The organism is Chryseobacterium sp. FR048 (genome assembly GCF_056844665.1).
The window spans coordinates 453,879-476,894 of the sequence record NZ_JBXDSE010000003.1; the positions used below are offsets into that span (position 1 = coordinate 453,879).

Consider the following 23,016-nt stretch of genomic DNA (forward strand, 5'->3'; position numbering starts at 1 on the left):
GAACATTTTTATAATGTCCCACGAGACAAATGAATACCTTTTGTCCGTACAATATTCTCCGAATTGTTTGGCGTTTCTTTCTGCTTTTCTACCTGCTCCGCAGGCTCTCTTTTAGTTTCCGGCGTAATGGATAACTGTATCTTTCGCTCAACAGCAGCAAGTTCCGTTTTAAGTTCGCTCAATCTGCCTTCTTTAGACCACGTACCGTTTACCACTTCTTGAAGAATGGGCAGGTCTTTTTGTATCTCCGCAATTTTCTTTTGTTCCTGCTCGATATAGCCGGGCAATTTCTCCAGTGCGTTGAGGAAGTTCATAGCCGCCAGCTTTTCATCTTTGGCAATCAGACCGTTATTGTAGGTGTATTTGATATTGCCCTCGCCTTGTACCAAAAATCGGTTTACCCGTATATCCACGCCCTCCTTTTCGGACATTTCGGTTTTTACCAACAGCGTAAATCCGTACAAACTACCGATTTCTTCATACTGACCTCCGGTGCGGGCTTTGTCCGCAAGCTGGTTGAGCTTTGCACCGATTTGTTTAATATCCGCATTGGGCGGTAAACCGTCCAACTGTACAGGATTTGCAATTGTACCGTCCGAACGTTTTTGTATGCGTTGCTGTAAGTTTTCCCAATCGAGGTTCATTCGGTTGAAACGGGATTGCGTGCTATCCAACAATTCCGTATAATCTTGCACCTTGTATTTGGCACTGAACTTGGAACGGTTGAACGCTTGCTTTTCGCTTTCCAACCCGGCAATCTGTTTCTCCAATTTGGCTTTATCTAACAGGTCTGTATTTCCTGATAGGATAGCCACGTATTCCGAAAAGTTCATTCCCGATTTTTCATCCATACTGCCCTCGTCAATGGTACGTTTGCCGAGGTTATTGTTTTTTAATTGGTCTATAAAAAGTTGCTTATTGTACAACAGGTTGAACTTATAACTATCCAATGATTTTTCAACGGCATAGATGATTACATCTACTTTGTTGTTGGCAAAGAACTTGGCAATCTCATTGCCTTTGCGGATTGCCCGACCGTCCCTTTGGGCAAGGTCGCTCGGTCGCCACGGCGTATCTAAATGATGAATGGCAACGGCTCTTTTTTGTGCGTTTACGCCTGTTCCCAACATACTTGTAGAACCGAACAGCACACGGATTTTACCCTCGTTCATTCCTTTGATAAGTTCCTTACGTTGCTTATCATTTTTGCCCTCCTGTATAAAACGGATTTCGTTTGCGGGTATGCCGTGGTCTTCCACGAGCTTGCGTTTGATTTCGGAGTACACATTCCATTCGCCCGGCTTGTATGTTCCCAAATCGGAGAAAACGAATTGCGTTCCTTTCTGTGCGTTGTATTGGTTGTAATACTTGGCAATGTTTGCCGCACAATACGAAGCCTTATTATCGGGGTGGTCATCATACGCACCGCTTACCATCCGCATATCCAAAGACATTTTGCGGGCGTAGTCCGTTGCGATAAGCATCTTTGCTTTTTCTTCGCTTTGTGATAAAGGTTCTCTTCCTAATAAGGTAGCATTTCCTGTTTTGGCAAACTCCATTAGCTTTTTGATAAAATCTTCCTGGTCGGGAGTAGGCGGTATGTTATACAATACCTCGTTCTTGTTGGGGCGGTCAATGCCTATATCTTTTGCCGTTCGGTAATCCGTGATTTCCGAGTAGAATTGTGCCAGCTCCGGCACTTTGATAAAGTATCGGAAACGCTCTTTTGCTACAATGTTGTTAGCAACCGAAAATTCATAATCGGTCGTTTTCCTTGCATAAATAGCAGCCCACGCATCAAAAGAGTGAATGCCCTGTTTTTCCAATGCTCTTGGTCGCAGGTACTTAAAAAGTAGGTACAGTTCCGTTAGTGAGTTGCTTATGGTCGTTCCCGAAAGGAAAGTTGCTCCCATATCCGCATTGATGCGTTCCTGAATGGTACGGATAGCAAAGAGCAGGTTCAATGCCTTTTGGCTACCGTCCACATTGCCCAATCCGGCAACCCTTGTATGTCTTGTATTGAACATCAGGTTCTTGAATTGGTGGCTTTCATCAACGAACAAATGGTCAATGCCCATCATCTTAAAATCCACCACATCATCTTTACGATTTTCAATATCGTGTTGCAGGGTTTTGAGTTTGACTTCAAGGTTTTCTTTCCGCTTGATTACTCCGGCAAGCATACCTCTGGTAACTTCCTTTCCTTGCGATTGCAGTGCATCGAGGTTACGCTCCACGCTGTCCAATTCGATTTCGAGGATTTCCTTTTGTATATCAGGCGACTGCGGTATCATTCCGAATTGGTCGTGTGTCAGAATAACACAATCCCAATCGTTGTTTTTAATATCGCCGAATATCCGCAGGCGTTTTTGGGGCGTAAAATCTTCTTTGCCCGGAAACAGGATTTTAGCGTGTGGATAGGCAGTGCGGTAGGCTTCGGCAATTTCGTGAACATTGCTTTTCAGCCCGATAATCATCGGTTTGTGTGCCAATCCCAAACGTTTCATTTCCTGTGCTGCGGTACACATCACAAGGGTTTTTCCTGCACCTACTTCGTGGTCGCATATCGCACCGCCATTCAGCTTTATCATCCAAACGGTATCCTTTTGGCTTGAATACAGGTCTTCAATACCCAACGCCTTACGGTCTAAGCCCGGAAAGTCCTGATGGCTTCCGTCATAGTTCGGTCGGACGAAACAGTTAAACGTATCGTTGTATTGGTCGGTCAGCCTGCTTTTAAACTCATCGTTTTGGGCGTGAAGCCACTCGGTAAAGGCGGTACGGATTTCGTCAATCTTGGTATTCGCCATTTGTATGGCTTCCATATCCCGTACTTTGACCTCTTGGTCGCCAACCGTAATTTTTTTGGTAATGTCTGGCGTGGTATTGACAAGGGCGTGTTTGAACAGGGCAATCCCGTCAAACGTCCGGCTTTCTGCTTTGACAGCGTATTTTTCCCATATATGCAAATTCTTATGGTCGCACTTTACTGAAAAGTCATCAGAGCTTTCAGAGTAATGAACGAGTACATCCGTATCAAAAAGATGTGAAGCAAAACGGGCATAAATGCCAGTGGGTATCCAGCGTTCGCCGAGGTTAAAATCGAGTTCCTCAAACTCAATTCGTCTTGGTCGGGCTTCTTCCAGAACGGTAAGGCTTGTTGTGGCTTCGGCATCATCGGGATTGCGTTCGAGATACGCTTTGACCTCTTGGGCTTTCTCTACTACGTTCCCTGCAATCCAGCGTTCGGATATTTCATATTCCTTTTGCAGAGGATTGTAGTAAATACGACCGTGCAATGCTTCTTTCAAAGCATCGTCCGTCATACCGCTGATTTCGGACATATATTCCAAATCCACGCTTCCATATTTGTTCAGCGAAGCCGCTAACGCTTCTTCGGGATTGTCCGTTGCTATTGTTAAGATGGAAAAACTTACAGGACGGCTGAATATATCCGCTTTGTGTACCACGCCACCAACGACACGTTCCAAATAAGGGATTTCCTTACCAGAGCTATCCGTTTTGATGAGCTTGATATTATCGGCACTATTGAGATTTCCGTACCTTTTGACAAAGGCATCGTATAAGCGGTTAAGGTTTTCCCTTTCTCCCTTGTATTCGGTCTGAAACTTTGCCTCTTTATTGTAAAGCTCTTGGTAAACATCACGTACAGCAATGTACGCTTCGGCTCTTGCTTTCTGTAAGGTCGGTAATTGCAACGGGTGGAAAACTGCCGTACCGTCTGATGTATCTACATCTTGCAGATGACCGACCCAACCATTATCCACGACAAGGCAATCGTTACGGTAGTACGATTGCAGTTCGCCCGTATAAGGAGCAGGTTCGGGAATGGTATCGGGAACCGCTGGCTTAATCGCTTGGCCATTCCCATTGATACTTGAAAACAGGTCGCCGATAACTTCCTGTTTTTTACCATTGGTAGATGTATTTCCATTGGTAGCTCTATTAGTAACAGGGGGCGTATAAGGTTGCTGCATCGCACTACTGAACAGGTCAGGTTGGCGACCTATTGCACCTCTACTTTTGTTGGTGCTTTGCCTTTTAACTTGTGTCGTTCTTTTGGGTGGAGCCGCAACCATTACAGGCTCGTCCACATTTTCAAACAAGTCGAAAATGCTTAGCTGTTTTAATTCCTGTGTAGTGTCTTGATTACTTGCAGGAGTTGGTACAAGCTGTGGCTTTTGCTGAATGGTTACGGGTTCGACAATTGGAGGTGTTACCTTTGGAGTAGCGGGAATTTGTATTATAGGCTCATCGTTGCGTTCGCCTTTGTATAAACCTAAATTCAGGAGCTTGCCAAAATCATCCGTAAGCATTTGTTTGAGGTCTTGGGCAATTCCGGCAACGCCGCCTTTATGAGTATAGATGAGTGCAGGTTGTCCGTAAGGGTCAGTATCTAATTTGCGGTCTGTATGTACAATCCTTGTGCTGTCCTGAAAAAGTGCATTGCCTGGCGTATTGTACTCCGTTGGCTTGCTTTGACAAAACAGTTCTTCGGTTTCGGTCAGACTTTGTTTTGCCGTGTTCTTTTGCAGAATAATCAGGTCGCTTCCGACCTCAGTTCCTGTATATTCCCTAAACAGGTTATTGGGCAATCTAACTACTGAAACCAAATTGTTATCCTGCATCAACGCCCTACGTATCGGTTCGTTCTTCGGGCTATTCAGAATACCCTGCGAAGTAATGTAAGCCAGCAAACCGCCCTCACGGAGCATATCAGCACCTTTCAGAAAGAAGTAATTGTGTATGCTTCGGGCTGCCTGTGCTTTTGCACTGTCCTTGCCTCGGGAATAGGATAAATCAAAGACGGAAGTATCGCCGAACGGTATATTACTGGCGATTACATCATAGCTGTTTTGTTCCTTTTCGGGGATTTCCTCAAAACCGCTTATACGGATTATGCTATCGGGATAAAGCTGTTTTAAAATCTTACCTGTCAGCAAATCCTTTTCATAAGCGGTAACACTTTGTTGGTTTTCCGAAAAGGATTGTATGAATGAGCCGATACCTGCGGAGGGTTCAAGGAATTTATCAATATTCAGACCGCTTTCACGCAAGGTTGCGGAAATAGCATCTATGACCTGTGGCTGTGTATAAAAAGCCGTTAATACGGAGCTTTTCATACTATCCACGTACCTGCGGTATTGCTTTTCGTCTTCGGAATTTTCTTTGAGTAGCTGGTGGAGTTCCTGCGTAATCGGGAAAAGGTCGTGTTCAGTCTTTCTCCAATTGTTGATGTCTATTTCGTTCGCTATGGGGTTCAACACGAATTTAAGACCGCCAAATCCGCTGTATTGCATCATTAGCAGTCTTTCGCCTACGGTGGCTTGTCGTTTCTCCTTTTCCAGTTTAAAAGCAATTCGCAGGGCATCAATATTCAGTTGGAGATGTTGCTTCTTACTGAAGCCCATTTTCTTCTATCCATATTGCGATGGTTCCGGTTATTTCGGTATAGAGTAAATCAAACTCATAACCGTATGCGAAATCATCGGTTAGTTCATAGCCGGAGAAAACAGGCTCACAAACAGGAAACATTTTAAGGGCAAACGGTCGCAGTTCCTCATCTGCCATTAGGGTATCAAACTCATTGCATACCACTTGAAATACGGTGTCGAATTTGGAGAAATGCAGTTTTTCAAACAGGATATAATTGGCTATTTCGTTGCATTGCTCAATAGTATTTCCCGAACGAAAAGCACCCTCGTAGGCATTGGCAGCCCACGAGGAACGTTGCTCAATAAATTTTTGGTCGTTTGCTTTTTCAGGGAAGCTGGTGTTTAATAATTCTTGCAGTCGTAACCTGAAATACGATAGGTCTTTTTGCTGTGTATCCATACTATAATTTTGTTTAGAATTTTACTTAAAGCCTAAAATTATAGCAGTAGATAAGAGCCTTTGCAGAAGTGGCAGGGTTTGGCTTTGAGAGGCGGGATTTGACGTATTCAGGGAAACTCAATACCCAATTATTGCACCCACTCGGCAGATAGTTGAAACATTTATATAAATTTGTTTTATTGTAACATCCGATAAACTATTTAGGTATAATGAAGAAATACAAAATAACATTGCTTTTCACACTTTTTGTAGCATTGGCATCAGGACAAAGCCTAACCTTTAAAAATCAAGAGTTTGAACCAAAGAATGTTAAAGCATCAATTGTAAAACTGAAAGGAAAAAAAGTATTGAAGATAGAGAGGGATTTGGAAGCATTGCCTTTTGACATAAACAATATGGTTTCCACCGTGGACGAACCTACTTATGTCAAATTGAAAGATATTAATTTTGAAAACGGCATTATTGAAGTCAAGGTATTAAGCCGTTTGCTCAAAAATGCTCCCGAACTTGCCCGTGGCTTTATAGGGATTGCTTTCAGAATTGATGACAATGACACCCGGTTTCAATCCATCTATCTTCGTCCGACCAATGGCAGGGCAGAAAATCAATTCCGCCGAAACCACACGGTACAATACTTTTCCTATCCCGATTATAAGTTCGACAGGTTACGGAAAGAGTTTCCTGAAACTTACGAAACGTATGCCGATATAGGTCTGGACGAATGGATTACCCTGCGTTTAGAAATTAACGACCGTAAAGTAAAGCTCTACATCAATAACCAAAAACATCCTTCATTTGTCGTGGAAGAAATAAAAGGAGATGTCAGGAATGGTTCAATCGCCCTTTGGGTCGATATAGGTACAGAGGGCTATTTTAAAGATTTGAAGATTGTTAAACATTAACATTAATACTGCCCCATATTATTGATTTTATCTATTGATATCCAAAAGTTGAAGCATCCTGCCGACTTCAATATCCATTCTCGAAAAGGCAAACCATTTTTTGCCCAGGTCTTTGAGTGAAGCCCCAATGTGGTAAAGCTCTGTACCATCAATGATTAAAAAGCGGTCGTGGGCATCGGAGAAAACCTCAATCTCAATCGGAGGATATTGGCTGTTGTACCGTTGTACATCCAGCCTTAGCTGATTGCTGATATTTTTGGTATAGATAGTTGCAGTTACATTGGCATTCCGTTTTCCCAATAAGGTCAGTACCGTATCGTCCACATAATTATCCAAAAGAATAATGGAGGTTTTGGCACTTCGGATAATATCGGAAACAAAGGCATAGGCATCAAAAACCTGCCCGTTGTAGAAGATACCTTTTTCGCTGTGGAGCTTATCGCTTTCCAAAGCCTTAAAAATCTCTTCAAATTTTTGGTCGGCTTCTAATTGCTTTAATTCAATATTATCCAAACGGTGAAACAAAGCGGCATTGCTGATGAGCATTCTACGCATTTCTACAAAGGCTTCCATAATTTCAACACTGACTTTAACCGCTATATCTGAACGGAGGATAGCAGAAGCCATTGCGACCCCTTGTTCGGTAAAAACATAAGGCAAATAACGTCTTCCGCCGTAGCTCAAACTTGAGGTTCCAATTTGGAACCTCAAGTTTTCAACTTCCTCGACGGTCAGTTGAAAGCAGAAAGAAACAGGAAACCTGTTGATATTCCGTTTTACGGCTTTGTTGAGATTTTTTGTTTCCACCTGATACAGCGTAGCGAGGTCGCTGTCCAGCATCACTTGTTTGCCACGTATGGTATAAATCAGATTTCTGATTTCCTTGCTGATAATGATGGGTTTATTTTCCATTACTTTTTGTAGCTTTTATTTTTATCAAACTCAAAAGAGGTTGTACAATCCTCTTTCAATACGATATACGCATCGAATTTCTTACCTGCCTTGCTTTTCATTCCTTTGATGAGTGAAGTTTTCTTTTTATTGATAAGGCTTTCAATATCGGCTATGCCGATTTGTACGCCACACACATTACGGAACTGTACCCAATTACAAGCCTCATCAGGACACTTCACTATTTTATCACGGATAATGAGTTGCTGGCTTTTGCATTTTGGGCAAACCAACTTGGGCAGGTTGTTTTGGGCAATGGAAGTTTGCAGCAATTCATTAGTAATAGATGAAGCATAATTTTCCATTTCCTTTTGAAATGCCTCTGCATCCGCTTTGTTGTTCTCAATTTTCTGCAATGCGAGTTCCCATTCCGCAGTCATTACCACGTCCGCAATTTTCCGTTCTTTAACCAATTCATACACTTGCAATCCCTTTTCGGTAGGGATTAAGGATTTCTTTTCTCTTTGGATATAGTTACGGGTAAACAGGGTTTCGATTATTGCGGCTCTTGTAGCCGGAGTACCGATACCGATATTTTGTAAAGCCTTGCGTTCGTCTTCATTTTCGATTTCCTTTCCGGCAGTTTCCATAGCCGACAAAAGCCCTGCTTCGGTATAAAGCACAGGCGGTTTGGTTTTCTTTTCGAGAACGGAGGCTTCTTTTATTTTGAGTTCATCCCCTTTTTTCAGTTCGGGTAAATCCTGTATAGGTTCGGTATCATCGTCCGTGAAACTTCCCTTAACGGAACGCCAGCCAGCTTCTATGATTTTACAGCCTTTTGCAGTAAAATCGTAATGCAATACCTGTAAACCGACATCGGTTATCTCTTTGATACAGGCTTGTGAAAGGGCTTCGAGCAACCGAAAGGCAATCATATCATAAACAGCATTTTCCTTTGCGTTCAGTGCTGAAGGGATTTTGTCTGTAATCAATAATCCGTGGTGGTCGGTAACACGCAAATCGTTCACGATACGTTTATTGAAACGTCCCCATTTCATTTTTGATACGGCTTGCTTGCAGGTTTCCCTGTCCTGCAAAGCCCTCACGAGGTTGGGAATTTCTGCCCACATATCTTCAGGAATGTATTTGCTTCCGGTACGGGGATAAGTGATAAACTTCTTTTCATAAAGACTTTGGGCAATGTTGAGGGTTTCTTCGGCAGAAAGGTTCAGCTTTTTATTGGCTTCCTTCTGCAATCCGGTAAGGTCGAACAATAAAGGAGGTTGTTCTGTAACGCTTTTGGTTTCCACTGATGTAACTGTTGCCGTTTCGCTTCGCTGAATGGCTTTCAGCGTATCATCGGCAAGTTTTTGGTCTTCCCATTTGGTTTTGGAAAGGCTTTTAAAATCTATCAACTCTTTAATGTGCGATAACTGTATCTGCCAATATTTCTTTACCGAGAAATTTTTGTTTTCCAGATAACGTTTGCATATCAAAGCCAATGTAGGCGTTTGTACCCTGCCGAGTGAATAAATGCCGTTACCTACGGCTATGCTCAATGCCTGTGTAGCATTGATGCCCACGAGCCAATCGGCACGGCTTCTGCCTTGTGCCGCTTGATACAATCCATCAAACTCTTTTCCGTCTTTAAGGTTATCAAAACCTTGCTTGATGGCTTTTTCGGTAAGCGAGCTTATCCAAAGGCGTTCAAAGGGCTTGTTACATTTCAGGTATTCATAAATGTACCTAAATATCAATTCCCCCTCACGACCTGCATCGGTGGCTACGATGATGCTGTTGCTACGGTTAAAAAGCTGTTCGATGACTTTCAGTTGCTTCAATGCTCCTGTATCAGCGGTATAGCCTTTGTTTTTTTTTACTTTCCGGACGGTCAACAAATACGGGTTGGGGAGCATTGGCAAAGCTGCTTTGTCAAATCCCGAAATCCCGTAATCTTCGGGCATTCCCAATCCTATTAAATGACCGAATGCCCACGTAACAAAATAGCCGTTACCTGTCAGGTAGCCGTCCTTTTTATCAGATGCTCCCACAAGTCCAGCTATTTCCCTTGCTACGCTTGGTTTTTCTGCGATTATTGTTTTCATACTTTACTACATTTTTCTGCCTTTGGACTTTGCAGGTGTTTCGGATTTTTCCTGTTGTTCTTGTTTTTCCTGCTGTTGTTTGTTTTTCGGTCTTTGTTGCCCCGATTTTAAAGGCTCGTTGATATTTTTGGTCGCTTCGTTGGTCTTGCCATCTGAATTGACGGCGGTTTGCGTTTTGTGGGCTTCGGCAGGTTTTGCCTGTGCTTTAACCTGGCTTGGAAATTGGAAGTTCGTTTTTCCTGTTTCTGCATTGAAAGTGATATAACCCTGATACGGTTGCCCTTTTTTATCTCTCAATCCATCAATGTAAACGGTTTGCCCGGCTTTGAAATCCTTGTGCTGCTCATCGGTCAGTTCTTTGCCCCTAAATGTTTTTGGAGCTTCCTGCGGTTGGGTTTGCTGATTGGTTTGTTGATTGTTTTGGGTTTGACCGTTGCTTTGGGTTTGCCTATTGGAATTATTGCGGTCAAACAGGAACTCCACATAACGCTTGTCAGCATTGAACTGTACCGTTGCCGAAAACTCCGTTCCTTTGGCAGAAATCATACCGTCTAACTTTAGCGGTTTGCCCTCCATTAAAGTTTGCTTTTGCTCATCATTCAGTTTTACGCCTTTAATTTCATCGGGAATTTTTATGAAATCCGTCCGTAAGGCTATCACATCATTGGTTAGCCTGTCTATGCTGATAATGGACGGCATCAGTTCGCCCGTTTTGGAATTGGTCAGGTTAACCACACGCCCCATATTACCTGTTTCGAGCAGGTTCTTTTTATCCTCATCGGTAAACTTGTGTCCGAAAAACTCAAAATGGAGGTTTGGTTCTTTTTTGATGCCGTGTATTGCTACGATAACATTTCCATCTTCGGCTTGCTGTAAGGACAATCGGGCATCTGTGCGGAGAATAGTACCGCCGAAATTAACGCCTATCGGCAAAAGTTCATTGGTTTTATAACCTCGTAACAAAGGGTCAAGCAGGTTTCTTTTTTCAAGATACTCCTTGCTTAATCCGAGGTTTTTCATTGTGTCCCAATCAATCTGCTCCGGTTTGTAGCGGTACTCGCTGGCTTCCGGTGTTGTTTGTGTTGTTGCCATATTATTTTGATTTTCTTGTTTTTTATCCTGTTGCGGTTCTGTTTTTACTTCGTGTTCTTTCATCACTTTTTCACCTTCGGGAGTGGGCTTATCAACCTGCTTTTGCATTTCCTGTGCTTTTTCAACTGCGACAGGTGCAGGCACTTTGAAGAATGAAAAATTGGTAGGGTTCTTTAACTGGCTGAAAAAATTGGAGAAGAAGTTGGAAAAGAAATCGCCGCTTTTGTCCACACGCATAAACTGGTTTTGGTTTTTCTTCGTGGGTTCAACGGTTTCCATTTTCCCGTTTTCATCAATGCTTTTTACGGCTTGGATTTTCATTTTTTCTTTATCCAGCACCAATAAGATGTCCGATAATTGTTCGGGCATTTCCTGCTTATTTGTTGTTTCTTCGCTCATAGTCTGAAAATTTTAAAGTTCGATGCCTAAAGTAAAACAAGTGGTTACTGCATTGCATCAAGTGGCACTCAATGGCAGTCTTTGTCTTTCATTGGCGTTCATTTTGAGGGAGGGTTAAAGCTCTCTCTTATGAACTGATGTACATCGGATAGCTTGTAATACAATTTTCCACTTATCGTATAATAAGGTAGTTTGCCGATAGAGCGATACCGTTGCAGGGAGCGGTTGCTGATTTTAAGCATTTGGAGCAAATCCTGATTGTCGAGCAATTCCTCGCCGTCAATGCTATTCCGTTTCTTTTGCAAATCATCAATATGGTCGCTAAGCATATCAAGGCGGTCAATGATGCGTTCCATCCACGCTAAAAATTCCATTCTGTCAATATTCATAGGAACACATTTTATTGTTTACCGGATTTTAACTTTCTGCCTTTTTCGATATAGCTTTTGCCTTTTACCATAAGCTCCTGCACATACTCATCACTGCTCTGTACGGCATTGGCATTGAGCATATCCTTAATTGCTCCAATGGTATAGAAGTATTGCCCGTAGATTTTTGAATAAGCAATCTCGCCTTTGGTACGCATACGCCATAAGGTCTTTTCGCTGATGTGCAGGTATTGGCATACCTCGTGGTTATTGAGCCACAGGTCATCATAGCTTGTATTGTCCAATCTTTTCAGGTAGTCGGCAATGGCATTGATACGGCTGTTGAGCTGTTGCCACGCTTCTTCTTCGATAGTTATTATTTTCATTGCACAGCTTTTAAATGTTCACTATGCAAAACTCCTAAAGGTGGCAGTGTTTGTCTGCCAATCCTTACCCATTGGTTTGGCGGTTTTTTGAAAATTTTTACAATTAGGGAAAACCCTTGTTTAATAAGGGTTTTGGGGCATTGAGGATATTTTATAATAGAGTTTTGCCAACATTTGCCAATTGGCAGATATGGGTAAAGAAAAAAGCAGTACGTTTTAGGTACTGCTTTAAATTTATTGTGTTGATATGGCTAAAGTTCTTTATCCATATATTCTTCGAGGGATATTTTGAGCTGGTCTAAAAAAGCCGTCCGGGAACCTGCCCTTGTTTTCATTCGGTGGAAAGAGTGATGTATATCGTTTAAGGGAGTTCTGAATAGCACCTGAAAAATCAAAGCTAATTTTCGGATGCCTATTTTTCCGTGGGCAATGGAATTGGAAGCATAAAGAGCATATATCAGTTCGATAAGTGCATTTTGAGAATTTGTCCACGAAATATCCTTGTTTGCTTCTCCATTTAATAAAATCAAATCTGGATTTTCTTCGGGGCTGATTTTAGTAAGCATATAAGTATAAAGTAATTCATTCGCTATAATGTGGGCTATTTTGTTATCAAAATATGTTGAAAAGCTAAGGTCAATTTCAAATACACCACTCTTTAATCCATCGTGGTAATTGATTTGTCCGAGCCTGAAATAAGTATGGTCACGGTCTATCCTGCCTGCACGGTAGTATCTGTAAAAATCCTCATTGCAAATAGTTTCTTTATATTGTAATTTGAGGGTTTTTAATAGGTTCTCATAATAGCTTTGGTGTATTTTGCCATTGCTCACAGGGCAAGTAGTTTCGATGCGGAAGACTTTATTATAGTAAATGAGCTTCCCTAAAATTTGCGGTTTAATGTTCTTGAAAAAGTCAATCTCTTGCTGCTCATTTGTAAATCCATCCTTTATGACTTGGGCTTTTATATTAAACAACATTTCCTTTAGGAACAGGGTCATTTGATAAGCCTCTTCCGTTGTTTGCATCATTTGAGAAGAAAGTTTGTCTTCCTGATGCTGAATTTGCGATAATATTTTACTCAACACGATTTCCATAGCTTAGTCTTTTAGAAGTTATCACTACTTGTTTCGGAGTTGCAACTGTTGTTGATATGCCAAAATTTGGGAATAAACTTTGAAAAAATCTCACAGGCTCCCCACAGTGTGGTAATTTTTTTTCAAAGATTTTTCTATTCACACGAATAAAAAAAGGGTAAAGCACCAATGTACTTTACCCTTTTATTTTTTATATTTGCAGTAATGATTTACAAGGTAATCGAATGAAAGCAAGTGTAGTAAGCACCATTACTAAATCGTTACCGATAGAGTTTCCATCTCTTGTAAACTACTCTTTATTAGCCGCTTTAGGCTTTATTAATCTTTTTCAGGAAAAATCTGAATTTTATCCTTCGTAAATATAGGTCGTAAGATAATGCAGTTCCGGCTGGCTTACTTTTTTAGATTCGGCTTCTGCCTGCTCCAGAGAGTATTGTGAATTGATTTCTTTCTTCTGGAACACAAATGAATTATTAGCATTCTTGTCTACCACCTCATTAAAAATGTGTTCGATCTCTGAGTTTCCTAATGAAGCAAAACTTACATCTTCAAAACCATACATCAACCTCAGATTATCATATTCCTTGAAGTTTTCGTCAACAAATCCCTGCAGCTGAGTTTTTGAATCAAAATTCCCTGCCCAGATATTGTAGGCATACTTTTTCTTCTTTGGTTTGTCTAAAATACTTTGGTAGACGAAGTTTTCACCCAGATAGGCTTCTCTTACCTGCGGATCATTTGCCAGATCTTCCGGAAGTCCTTCTTTCAGGATCTTTCCTTCAAACATAATGTATGTTTTGTTGGTAATGGCAAGTGTCTGCTGTACGTTGTGGTCGGTGATCAGAATTCCGATGTTTTTGTCGACCAGACTTCTTACGATTTTCTGAATATCTTCTACCGCAATAGGGTCTACCCCGGCAAAAGGTTCATCCAGAAGAATAAAGTTCGGGCTTGTAGCCAGACAACGGGCAATTTCCGTTCTCCTTCTTTCTCCTCCGGAAAGAAGATCACCTCTGTTTTTACGAACGTGTTGTAAAGAAAATTCCTCAATCAGTTCATCACATTTGATCTGCTGCTCACGCTTGGAAAGCTTAGTAAGCTGCAATACTCCCATGATGTTTTCTTCTACAGACAATTTCCTGAAAACGGAAGCTTCCTGGGCAAGATAACCAATTCCCTTTTGGGCTCTTCGGTACATCGCATCTGTAGTAATCTCCTGTTTATCCAGGAAAATTTTTCCTGAAGTGGGCTTAACCAACCCTACGATCATATAAAACGATGTGGTTTTTCCTGCTCCGTTCGGACCCAGCAAACCTACAATTTCTCCCTGTTGAACCTGTACAGAAACGCCTTTTACAACTTTTTTAGGACCGTATTCTTTGATTAAGTTTTCTCCTCGTAAAATCATAGGGCAAATATATCAAAAATGCAAACAAGTTGGAATAACCCCCAACATTGTTTATATCCAGTTTAACTATAATTACCTTAATTGTTAATTTTATTTACCTACATAAGGTCAATTTTTGCGGTGTACTCCTGATATTAAGTTTAAAAAATATAAATCCCGGATACTATTTTGTAACTACTTATTCTCTTCATCGACCTATCATTCATATCAATCTAAAACATTAAGAAATGGAAAATTACGGATACACCAAAACAGAAAATACACAAAACCAACAAAACAATATTCCCTACCGTTCAGAAAAAAAACTTCCTGCGGCTCTGTTAGGACTTCTTGTAGGCTGGCTGGCTTTAAATAAATTTTATCTAGGATATACCAAAGAGGGCATTATTCAGCTGGTCCTGAACATTGTGACTTGCGGTGTTGCTTCCGTCATCCCATTCATTGAAGGGATCTTATATCTCTTTATGAGTGATAAACAGTTTGATGATACTTATGTGTATGGGAGAAAAGGATGGTTATAGACATTCTGACATTATCATTTAAATCCATGAAAATCAAATTCTTTCAGTAACAAAAATTTATAATTCTAACCTGGATTAATAAATATTTATTATCTTAGGATTACAAATTAATACAAATTACTATGAAAAAATTATCGAAAAAAGATCTGAAAAACATTCATGGAGGAAATCTAAGGTTTCCTGATGCTAACGGAAACTGTCCTGCGGGCTGGTATCTATGCCCTACTCAGGTTTGTGTAGACGATGATGGAGGCCGAAGCCCGATTCAGCCTGGTGATCGTCGTTATAGAATATGCTTTGGAAACGGATAATCAGAAGAATTTATTTTTCTAATAAAAAAAGTCGGTTGTTCTTTCCAGAGCAACTGACTTTTTTATTCTAAACCGACGATCTTATTTATTCAATAAAATGGCGGCTTCTTTAGCAAAATAGGTAAAGATCATATCTGCACCGGCTCTTTTAAAGCAAGTAAGACTTTCAATAATGGTCTTATCATTATCCAGCCAACCGTTCTGAGCAGCTGCTTTTACCATAGCATATTCTCCGCTTACATTATAAACTGCGATCGGAAGATCAATAGCCTCACGTACCTTAGAAACAATATCCAGATAAGGAAGTCCCGGTTTGATCATGATCACATCTGCACCTTCATCAATATCTTTAAATACTTCGTTCAATGCTTCACGGGTATTGTGAAAATCCATCTGATAAGTTTTCTTGTCTTTCGGAATTTCCATATCATCTTTCGGGGCACTGTCTAATGCACTTCTGAAAGGTCCGTAGAAAGAACTTGCATATTTGGCAGCATAGCTTACAATTCCTACGTCTGTAAACCCGCTTTCTTCTAAAGCTTCACGAATGACAAGTACTCTTCCGTCCATCATATCACTTGGCGCTACAAGATCTGCTCCTGCTTCTGCGTGTGATACTGACATTCTTGCCAGTGCATCATTGGTAGCATCATTTAAAACTTTTCCGTTTTCAATGATTCCGTCGTGTCCATAGATTGAATAAGGGTCTAAAGCCACATCCGGCATTACGATCATTCCCGGAACAGCATCTTTGATCGCTTTGATTGTGTTTTGCATCAATCCGTCTTTGTTCCATGCCTCTTTTCCGGTATTGTCTTTCAGATGATCTGACACTTTCATGTACAAATTGACCGCTTTTACACCTAAAGAAAATAATTCCTTACATTCCTTCACTGTTAAATCTATACTCCGCCTAAATATTCCCGGCATAGACGGGATTGCCTCCTGCTTGTTTTCGCCCTCCATTACGAAGATCGGCATTACAAAATCATCAGTTGTAAGCACATTTTCTCTTACCAAACTTCTGATAGATTCATTAACTCTAAGTCTTCTATTTCTTGAATGTATCATTTTGGAATACTTTTTGAATAAGTTTCTACAAATTTAATATAAGTTCTGCAAAAAACTATTGTAAGAAATTATAGAATTTATTATATTTGTTATATATATTCGAGAAATTATAAATTTGATGAAAAAACTTTTACTTTTAATTCTATTTGTAGGCACTTTTGTTGGATTTTCCAACAATTTAAAAGCTCAGCTTAGAGAGCCGAGTTCCATCACCCAAAAAGCAGATGATGGTGTGTTGCTTGCCTACCCGAATCCTGCAAAGGATTTCCTTATCATTAAGGCAAAAGATTCTTCTTTGAGAATCAAAAGTGTGACTTTTTATTCTATTTTGGGTATGCAGGTTGCCAGCTATACCGTTAATATGAACTCCGGAGAAATCAATATTGAAAAATTGAAACCCGGAAAATATATGATCCGTTATATTTTAAGTGACAACACGCAGAAAGTTACTCAAATCGTAAAACAATAAATTAGAATCCTGATAATCATCAGGATTTTTTCTTTTGCATTAATCTCGTTTAATATTTCCGTAACTTTAAGGACTTTTTTATACTAATTGTAAAAAACAACTTAATGCTAAAAGCTGAACATATTAAAAAGACCTATAATGCCGGAAAAAAGGTCGCATTGGATGATTTCAGCATCCATGTTCCAAAAGGCAGTATTTACGGTCTTTTAGGTCCCAACGGAGCCGGAAAAACTTCTTTTATCCGGATCATCAATCAGATTACCCAGGCCGATTCAGGAGACATCTTCATCAATGGTGAAAAACTGAATCCCAATCACATCAAAGACATTGGATACATGCCCGAAGAAAGAGGGCTATACAAAAACATGAGCGTAGGTGATCAGATCCTTTATTTCGGAGAGCTGAAAGGCATGAGCAAAAGCGACGCGCTGAACGAAGCCAAGAAATGGTTTGACAAACTTAATATCGACCAATGGTGGAAGAAAAAACTTTCTGAACTTTCTAAAGGAATGGCACAGAAAATACAGTTTGTGGTAACAGTACTTCACAGACCTCATCTTCTGATCCTTGATGAACCATTCTCCGGTTTTGACCCTGTGAATGCCAATCTGATCAAAGACCAGATTATTGATCTTAAAAACAATGGTACCACCATCATTCTATCCACTCACAGAATGGAAAGTGTGGAAGAAATGTGTGATTATGTGGCACTGATCAACAATTCCAAGAAAATTATCGACGGAAGAGTCTTTGATGTAAGAGAAAAATTCAAGAAAAATATTTTCGGGGTTACGCTTTCTGAAGTCAGTAACGATCAGTTTGAAAGTTTCAAAAACAAATATGATATTTTCAACCTATCGAATGAGAATAATCTCATCTCTTTCGACCTGAAAAATGAGGAGAGCCAGAATAATGTTCTTCTTGATCTGGTACAGGTAGGTAAAGTGAGATCATTTGACGAAAGAATCCCTAGTATGAATGAAGTGTTTATTAATGCTGTAAGTAACCATTCCTAATTTTATGAATAATATTTTTTTAATTACCAAGCGAGAGTTTCTTACACAGGTTAAGAAAAAATCTTTCATCATATTGACCCTGCTGGCTCCTGTCATGATCATTGCTTTTGGAGCGGTCATCGGATTAATGTTCAAGGCAAATGAGTCACACAGCATTATAGAAGTGGTTGATAAAAGCGGACTGTTTACCAACCAGCTGAAATCTAACGACAAATTAAATTACATTTTTGTTTCTGCTGCCGATGAAAAATCCAAGATCAACAATTTAAAAAAGAATGAATCTCTGGACGGTATGCTTATCCTTCCTGAGCTGAAAAACCAGAATTTTGATGAACTTGAAAAAGATACAAGGCTGGTTATCAACAACAAGATAGGGTTTGACACCAAGCAAAGAATTGTTTCTGACATCAGCAATATTGTCAAAAAAGAAAAAATCAAGCAACTGGGCATCCAGGAAACTCAACTGGATGATCTGGATAAAAGCTTCAGTCTGAAAACCATTAATATCAATAACAATAATAAGGAAGATTCTGATCTTTCTTTTGGGGTAAAATCAGGTCTGAGTATGGTGCTGATGTATGTTACCTTTATGTTTATCATTATTTATGGGGTAAGAGTAATGCGAAGTGTTCTTGAAGAGAAAAACAACCGTGTGGTAGAGATTATCATTTCTTCTGTAAAACCTTTCGAACTGATGATGGGGAAAATTCTGGGGGTAACTTTGGTTGCACTGACTCAGTTTTTAATCTGGATTTCCATGTCTGTCATTGGAGCTCTGGTTCTGAATACCGGCTTCTCTCCTATTCAAAAAGGTATTCCGGGTGGAAATGAAGAGATTGCCAGCAAACTGGATATGGGACAGCTTGCCACTCAAATTTCTCATAGTTTACTGGAGCTGAATTTTCCACTGATCATCTTTGTATTCATCGTATTTTTCCTTTTAGGATATATTTTCTATAGTTCTATTTATGCGGCTATTGGTTCTGCAGTAGATAATGAAACCGAAACACAACAGTTTACGTTATTTGCTATTTTACCACTGACACTGGGAATGTATGGAAGTTTCACTTTAATGAACAATCCTGATGGTCCGCTGGGATTCTGGTTGTCGATCATCCCATTCACCTCTCCGGTTGCCATGATTGCCAGAATTCCGTTTGGAGTTCCTGCGTGGCAGATTGCTTTATCTATTGCCCTATTATTGGGAACTACGATTTTTATGATCTTCCTGGCCGGAAAAATCTACCGTGTAGGAATTTTGATGTACGGTAATAAAGCGACATTGAAAGAGCTTTGGAAATGGATTAGAGGATAGTTTATTAGGCGAAAAGGTAAAAGGGCGGAAGGGCTAAAAAGTTGAAAAGCTAAGGAAGCTGAAAAGGCAAAGGAAGCTGAGAAGGCAAAGAAGGCAAAGAAGGCTGAACAATGAGAATAAAGAAAGGGCAAATTTGCAAATAAGCGGATTTGCCCTTTTGCTTTTTTGCTACTTTGCATTTAGTTTTTCCACAAAATAAAAATCCCGGAAATTTACTTTCCGGGATTCTATGTAATATTCTGAATATTATTTTATTTGAATATGTAGCTTAAGGTAACAGCAAGTACCTGTTCTGATTTTTTCTTATCGCTACCCTTAGTTTCTTTTGCAAGACCAGGATAGGTATCTCCAAGACCTAAATCATATTTTACAGCAACTTCAAGTTGTCTCTTATAGCTATATCCTACTCCCAGTCCTAATCCCCAGTTAAAGCTATTTGCTTTTCCATTCACTCCCGCAGGTTGTGAAGGATCAGTAACATCTGGATCATAATAAGGTCTGTTTGCCGGAACATTCTTAACATTCTGGCTTAACAGAAAGTTAAATCTTGGTCCAATTAATCCAAAGAATTCTGATTCAGATTCTGAAAAATATCCTTTGAAATAAAGAGGCACACTCAGATAGTTATTCGCATATACAGCATCATAACCATCTTTTCCTTTAACATCTTTATCTCTTCCTGTTTCTCCTGCACCGTAGTACAGTACTTCAGGTTGTATAAAGAATTGGTTTGCCTTCCCTACGGGGATCAATGCCAAAGCTCCACCTTGAAAAGTGTATCTTGGGCCGGAAGGGTTATGGGCATTTGATACTCTGGAGTAGTTTAAACCTCCAGTAACTCCAAATCTTGTATTTTGCCACTGTATCTGGGCAAAAGATAAAGCAGAAAGAGTTAAGGCAGAGGCTAATAAAAGTTTTTTCATATGGTTTGGGTTTTATATTATCCTAGAATTTTAGCTACAGTAGCACCAATATCAGCAGGAGAGTCAACAACGTTGATACCGTTTTCTCTCATGATCTCCATTTTTGCCTGAGCTGTATCTTCTGCACCACCTACGATAGCACCAGCGTGTCCCATTGTTCTTCCTTTAGGAGCTGTCTGTCCAGCGATAAATCCTACAACCGGCTTAGTAGATCCGCTTGCTTTGTACCATCTTGCTGCTTCAGCTTCTAATCCACCACCGATTTCACCGATCATTACAACCGCTTCAGTTTCCGGATCGTTGATGAATAATTCTAAAGCTTCTTTTGTAGTAGTTCCGATAATTGGGTCACCACCGATACCGATAGCTGTAGAAATACCGTAACCTGCTCTTACAACCTGGTCAGCAGCTTCGTAAGTAAGGGTACCTGATTTTGAAACGATACCTACCTTACCTTTTTTGAAAACGAAACCTGGCATAATACCAATTTTAGCTTCTTCAGAAGTAATGATTCCAGGGCAGTTTGGTCCGATTAATCTGCAGTCTCTGTCCGCGATATAAGATTTTACTTTTACCATATCAGCTACAGGAATACCTTCAGTAATACATACAATTACTTTGATCCCTGCTTCAGCAGCTTCCATGATAGCGTCTGCTGCGAATGCCGGTGGTACGAAAATGATACTTACATTAGCTCCTGCTTTTTCAACAGCGTCAGCTACAGTATTGAATACTGGCTTTCCTAGGTGCTCGCTACCTCCTTTTCCTGGAGTAACACCACCTACTACGTTTGTTCCGTATTCAATCATCTGACCAGCGTGGAAAGTTCCTTCGTTCCCTGTAAATCCTTGTACAATTACTTTAGAATCTTTGTTTACTAAAATTGACATTTTATTGTTGTTTTAATTTATTTATTATTTTATTAATGCTCACAAATTTACTCAAATTTCTTTGATTTTGGATAAAACCTTTGGAATTGTTTATTTGAGATTTCTCAGTTTTACTTCTTTTTTCAGATAAGTTTTGAAATCTTCTGCAAACATCCCGATATAGGTCCCTTTTTCCAGGTCTCTGTTGACTCCGGTTTTCCCCAGAAGTACAGATCCGCTCTCAATTTTATTTCCGGAAGCGATTCCGACCTGTCCCCATAATGTTACCTCATCTCCTATCACACAACATCCTGCAATTCCCACCTGAGAAGCAATCAGACATTTTTTTCCGATAATGGTGTCGTGTCCTACCTGAATCTGGTTATCCAATACGGAACCTTCTCCAATGATCGTAGAATCTGTAACTCCTCTATCGATGGTACATCCGTTCCCGATCTCCACATTATTTTCGATCACAACATTTCCTACAGAAATTAAACGGTCAAAGTTTCCATTTAATTTTCTGTAATAGAAAGCATCTCCTCCTAAAACGGTATTGGACTGGATGATCACATTATCTCCGATCTCCGTTCTGTCACCAATGACAACATTAGGAAAGATCAGGGTATTTTTTCCTATTTTCACGTTATTTCCAATGACTGCCGAAGGGTGGATTCTCGTCCCCTCTCCTATCTCAGCATCATGAAGTTCTTCTGTGAAGTTATAAATTCTTGTAAAATGGATATTGATTTTATTAAAGTCTCTGAAAGGATCATCAGAAACCAGAAGTGCTTTACCTTCCGGGCAATCTACTTCTTTATCAATCAAAATAATAGTAGCTGCAGAGTTTAAGGCTTTGTCGTAGTATTTCGGGTGATTAACAAATACAATTTCTCCCGGTTTTACCATATGGATCTCATTAGAGCCCAATACTTCAAAGTCTTCCGGCCCCACAAATTTGGAACCTATTAAATCTGCAATCGTTTTAAGCTTTTGCGGAGAATGGAATCTCATAACAATAGATTTTCTTATAAAACAAAATTCGGACTGCTGATGCAAACCGAATTTATGTACATTTTATTTATTCTTTTACTCTTTCTAAGTAGCTACCGTCTTCAGTGCTTACTTTAATTCTGTCTCCCGGCTCAATGAACAAAGGAACCATTACTCTTGCTCCTGTTTCAACGATAGCGTTTTTCAGAGCGTTTGTTGCTGTATTTCCTTTTACTCCCGGATCAGCTTCAATTACATCCAGGTATACTGACTGTGGAAGTTCAGCAGAAAGAGGTGTTTCGTCAGCTTCTTTAAGGATGATGGTTACTTCTTCACCTGCTTTCATAAACTGAGCGTTCTCAATCATTTCTTTGTTGATGTACAATTGAGAGAAGTCTTCGTTGTTCATAAAGTGAAAACCATTCTCATCATCATAAAGATACTGGAACTTTCTTGTGATTACTTTTACTTCATCAATTTTGTGTCCCGCAGAGAAAGTATTATCAATTACTTTACCGTTCGTTACTGACTTTAATTTTGTTCTTACGAAAGCAGGTCCTTTTCCTGGTTTTACGTGAAGAAATTCGATTACTTTAAAAATATCGTTGCTATACTCGATACAAAGACCTTTTTTAATATCGTTACTTGTTGCCATTAATATGTTATATTACTTATTTAAAATTATGTTTAGAACGGATTCTATTCTGTCACGTGCTGTTTCATTGATTCTGATCCTTCCCAATTCATTTTCAAAAACATTTTCGTCTGATTTAAAATAATCAACTTCTTTTTTAAAACCGTTATTTTTAACATAAACAGCTTTTAAACTCTGGCTGATATTCAAATTTGTATTTTTTACAAACTGATCTGCCGGATTATTTTGTTTTTGATATATACTCGCCGGATCCAAATGTTTTATATCCTGAACCAGATTTACTGTATCATCCTGTATTTTTACCTGAGCAAAGGCAAAACCGGTTGAAAACACAATCATATTCAGTATGAAAAACACCTGTTTCATACA

20 protein-coding genes and 1 pseudogene are annotated in these 23,016 nt (G+C 39.9%); 6 read left to right on the forward strand and 15 right to left on the reverse strand.

Features of this window, described 5'->3' with window-relative positions:
• Positions 1-8: 8 nt before the first annotated feature.
• Positions 9-5,432: an N-6 DNA methylase gene (locus tag AC106K_RS11435; RefSeq protein WP_482398003.1), complete on the reverse strand. Its 5,424-nt coding sequence runs from the start codon at positions 5,430-5,432 to the stop codon at positions 9-11.
• Positions 5,419-5,856: a DUF1896 domain-containing protein gene (locus AC106K_RS11440; protein WP_482398004.1), complete on the reverse strand. Its 438-nt coding sequence runs from the start codon at positions 5,854-5,856 to the stop codon at positions 5,419-5,421. Before AC106K_RS11440 ends, AC106K_RS11435 begins: the two co-directional genes overlap by 14 nt.
• A 209-nt stretch (positions 5,857-6,065) precedes the next feature.
• On the opposite strand from AC106K_RS11440, the gene AC106K_RS11445 reads away from it, so the two are divergent.
• On the forward strand, positions 6,066-6,758 hold the full coding sequence (locus AC106K_RS11445) for a hypothetical protein (RefSeq protein WP_482398005.1): 693 nt from the start codon (positions 6,066-6,068) through the stop codon (positions 6,756-6,758).
• A 27-nt stretch (positions 6,759-6,785) separates the two neighbouring features.
• Here AC106K_RS11445 and AC106K_RS11450 read toward each other — a convergent pair whose 3' ends face one another.
• From AC106K_RS11450 to lptB, 7 genes and pseudogenes are all read right to left on the reverse strand, one after another.
• Positions 6,786-7,670 (reverse strand): ORF6N domain-containing protein, encoded by an 885-nt coding sequence (locus AC106K_RS11450; RefSeq protein ID WP_482398006.1) that lies wholly within the window; start codon positions 7,668-7,670, stop codon positions 6,786-6,788.
• Positions 7,670-9,754 (reverse strand): type IA DNA topoisomerase, encoded by a 2,085-nt coding sequence (locus AC106K_RS11455; RefSeq protein ID WP_482398007.1) that lies wholly within the window; start codon positions 9,752-9,754, stop codon positions 7,670-7,672. The genes AC106K_RS11450 and AC106K_RS11455 overlap by 1 nt, the downstream gene beginning before the upstream one ends.
• A gap of 6 nt (positions 9,755-9,760) precedes the next feature.
• Positions 9,761-11,245: a DUF3945 domain-containing protein gene (locus tag AC106K_RS11460; protein ID WP_482398008.1), complete on the reverse strand. Its 1,485-nt coding sequence runs from the start codon at positions 11,243-11,245 to the stop codon at positions 9,761-9,763.
• Between the two features lie 98 nt (positions 11,246-11,343).
• Positions 11,344-11,634 carry a helix-turn-helix domain-containing protein gene (locus tag AC106K_RS11465; protein WP_482398009.1) on the reverse strand — a complete coding sequence of 97 codons (291 nt, stop codon included), beginning with the start codon at positions 11,632-11,634 and terminating at the stop codon, positions 11,344-11,346.
• 11 nt (positions 11,635-11,645) lie between these two features.
• The gene (locus tag AC106K_RS11470) at positions 11,646-11,999 is read right to left on the reverse strand and encodes a helix-turn-helix domain-containing protein (protein WP_130143472.1); all 354 of its coding nucleotides are present in this window, start codon (positions 11,997-11,999) and stop codon (positions 11,646-11,648) included.
• A 251-nt stretch (positions 12,000-12,250) separates the two neighbouring features.
• Complete coding sequence (locus AC106K_RS11475) at positions 12,251-13,096, reverse strand: RteC domain-containing protein (RefSeq protein WP_482398010.1); 846 nt, start codon at positions 13,094-13,096, stop codon at positions 12,251-12,253.
• A 682-nt stretch (positions 13,097-13,778) separates the two neighbouring features.
• Positions 13,779-14,504, reverse strand: a pseudogene (gene lptB, locus AC106K_RS11480) (LPS export ABC transporter ATP-binding protein); the annotation flags it as partial.
• A gap of 227 nt (positions 14,505-14,731) precedes the next feature.
• Here lptB and AC106K_RS11485 point away from each other — a divergent pair.
• Both AC106K_RS11485 and AC106K_RS11490 read left to right on the forward strand, forming a co-directional pair.
• A complete protein-coding gene (locus tag AC106K_RS11485) occupies positions 14,732-15,025 on the forward strand; it encodes a TM2 domain-containing protein (protein ID WP_482445400.1) in 294 nt (97 codons plus the stop codon).
• Between the two features lie 122 nt (positions 15,026-15,147).
• Positions 15,148-15,336 carry a hypothetical protein gene (locus tag AC106K_RS11490; protein WP_482445402.1) on the forward strand — a complete coding sequence of 63 codons (189 nt, stop codon included), beginning with the start codon at positions 15,148-15,150 and terminating at the stop codon, positions 15,334-15,336.
• 81 nt (positions 15,337-15,417) lie between these two features.
• Here the strand turns inward: AC106K_RS11490 and hemB are convergent, their stop codons facing one another.
• Positions 15,418-16,407: a porphobilinogen synthase gene (hemB, locus tag AC106K_RS11495; protein ID WP_482445403.1), complete on the reverse strand. Its 990-nt coding sequence runs from the start codon at positions 16,405-16,407 to the stop codon at positions 15,418-15,420.
• Between the two features lie 118 nt (positions 16,408-16,525).
• On the opposite strand from hemB, the gene AC106K_RS11500 reads away from it, so the two are divergent.
• From AC106K_RS11500 to AC106K_RS11510, 3 genes are all read left to right on the forward strand, one after another.
• The gene (locus AC106K_RS11500) at positions 16,526-16,876 is read left to right on the forward strand and encodes a T9SS type A sorting domain-containing protein (protein ID WP_047095908.1); all 351 of its coding nucleotides are present in this window, start codon (positions 16,526-16,528) and stop codon (positions 16,874-16,876) included.
• Positions 16,877-16,980: 104 nt separating this feature from the next.
• Positions 16,981-17,892, forward strand: a complete 912-nt coding sequence (locus tag AC106K_RS11505; protein ID WP_047095907.1) for an ATP-binding cassette domain-containing protein — start codon at positions 16,981-16,983, stop codon at positions 17,890-17,892.
• 4 nt (positions 17,893-17,896) lie between these two features.
• Positions 17,897-19,207 (forward strand): ABC transporter permease, encoded by a 1,311-nt coding sequence (locus tag AC106K_RS11510; protein ID WP_482445405.1) that lies wholly within the window; start codon positions 17,897-17,899, stop codon positions 19,205-19,207.
• 251 nt (positions 19,208-19,458) lie between these two features.
• Here AC106K_RS11510 and AC106K_RS11515 read toward each other — a convergent pair whose 3' ends face one another.
• The 5 genes from AC106K_RS11515 to AC106K_RS11535 all read right to left on the reverse strand — a co-directional run bounded on the left by AC106K_RS11515 (position 19,459) and on the right by AC106K_RS11535 (position 23,013).
• On the reverse strand, positions 19,459-20,130 hold the full coding sequence (locus AC106K_RS11515; protein ID WP_482445407.1) for a porin family protein: 672 nt from the start codon (positions 20,128-20,130) through the stop codon (positions 19,459-19,461).
• Positions 20,131-20,147: 17 nt separating this feature from the next.
• Positions 20,148-21,020: a succinate--CoA ligase subunit alpha gene (sucD, locus tag AC106K_RS11520; protein WP_123910440.1), complete on the reverse strand. Its 873-nt coding sequence runs from the start codon at positions 21,018-21,020 to the stop codon at positions 20,148-20,150.
• A gap of 90 nt (positions 21,021-21,110) precedes the next feature.
• Positions 21,111-22,013, reverse strand: coding sequence for a UDP-3-O-(3-hydroxymyristoyl)glucosamine N-acyltransferase (locus AC106K_RS11525; protein WP_482445408.1), 903 nt, complete (start codon positions 22,011-22,013; stop codon positions 21,111-21,113).
• Between the two features lie 67 nt (positions 22,014-22,080).
• A complete protein-coding gene (efp, locus tag AC106K_RS11530) occupies positions 22,081-22,647 on the reverse strand; it encodes an elongation factor P (protein WP_047095902.1) in 567 nt (188 codons plus the stop codon).
• A gap of 12 nt (positions 22,648-22,659) precedes the next feature.
• Complete coding sequence (locus AC106K_RS11535; protein WP_482445410.1) at positions 22,660-23,013, reverse strand: hypothetical protein; 354 nt, start codon at positions 23,011-23,013, stop codon at positions 22,660-22,662.
• Positions 23,014-23,016: the final 3 nt, after the last annotated feature.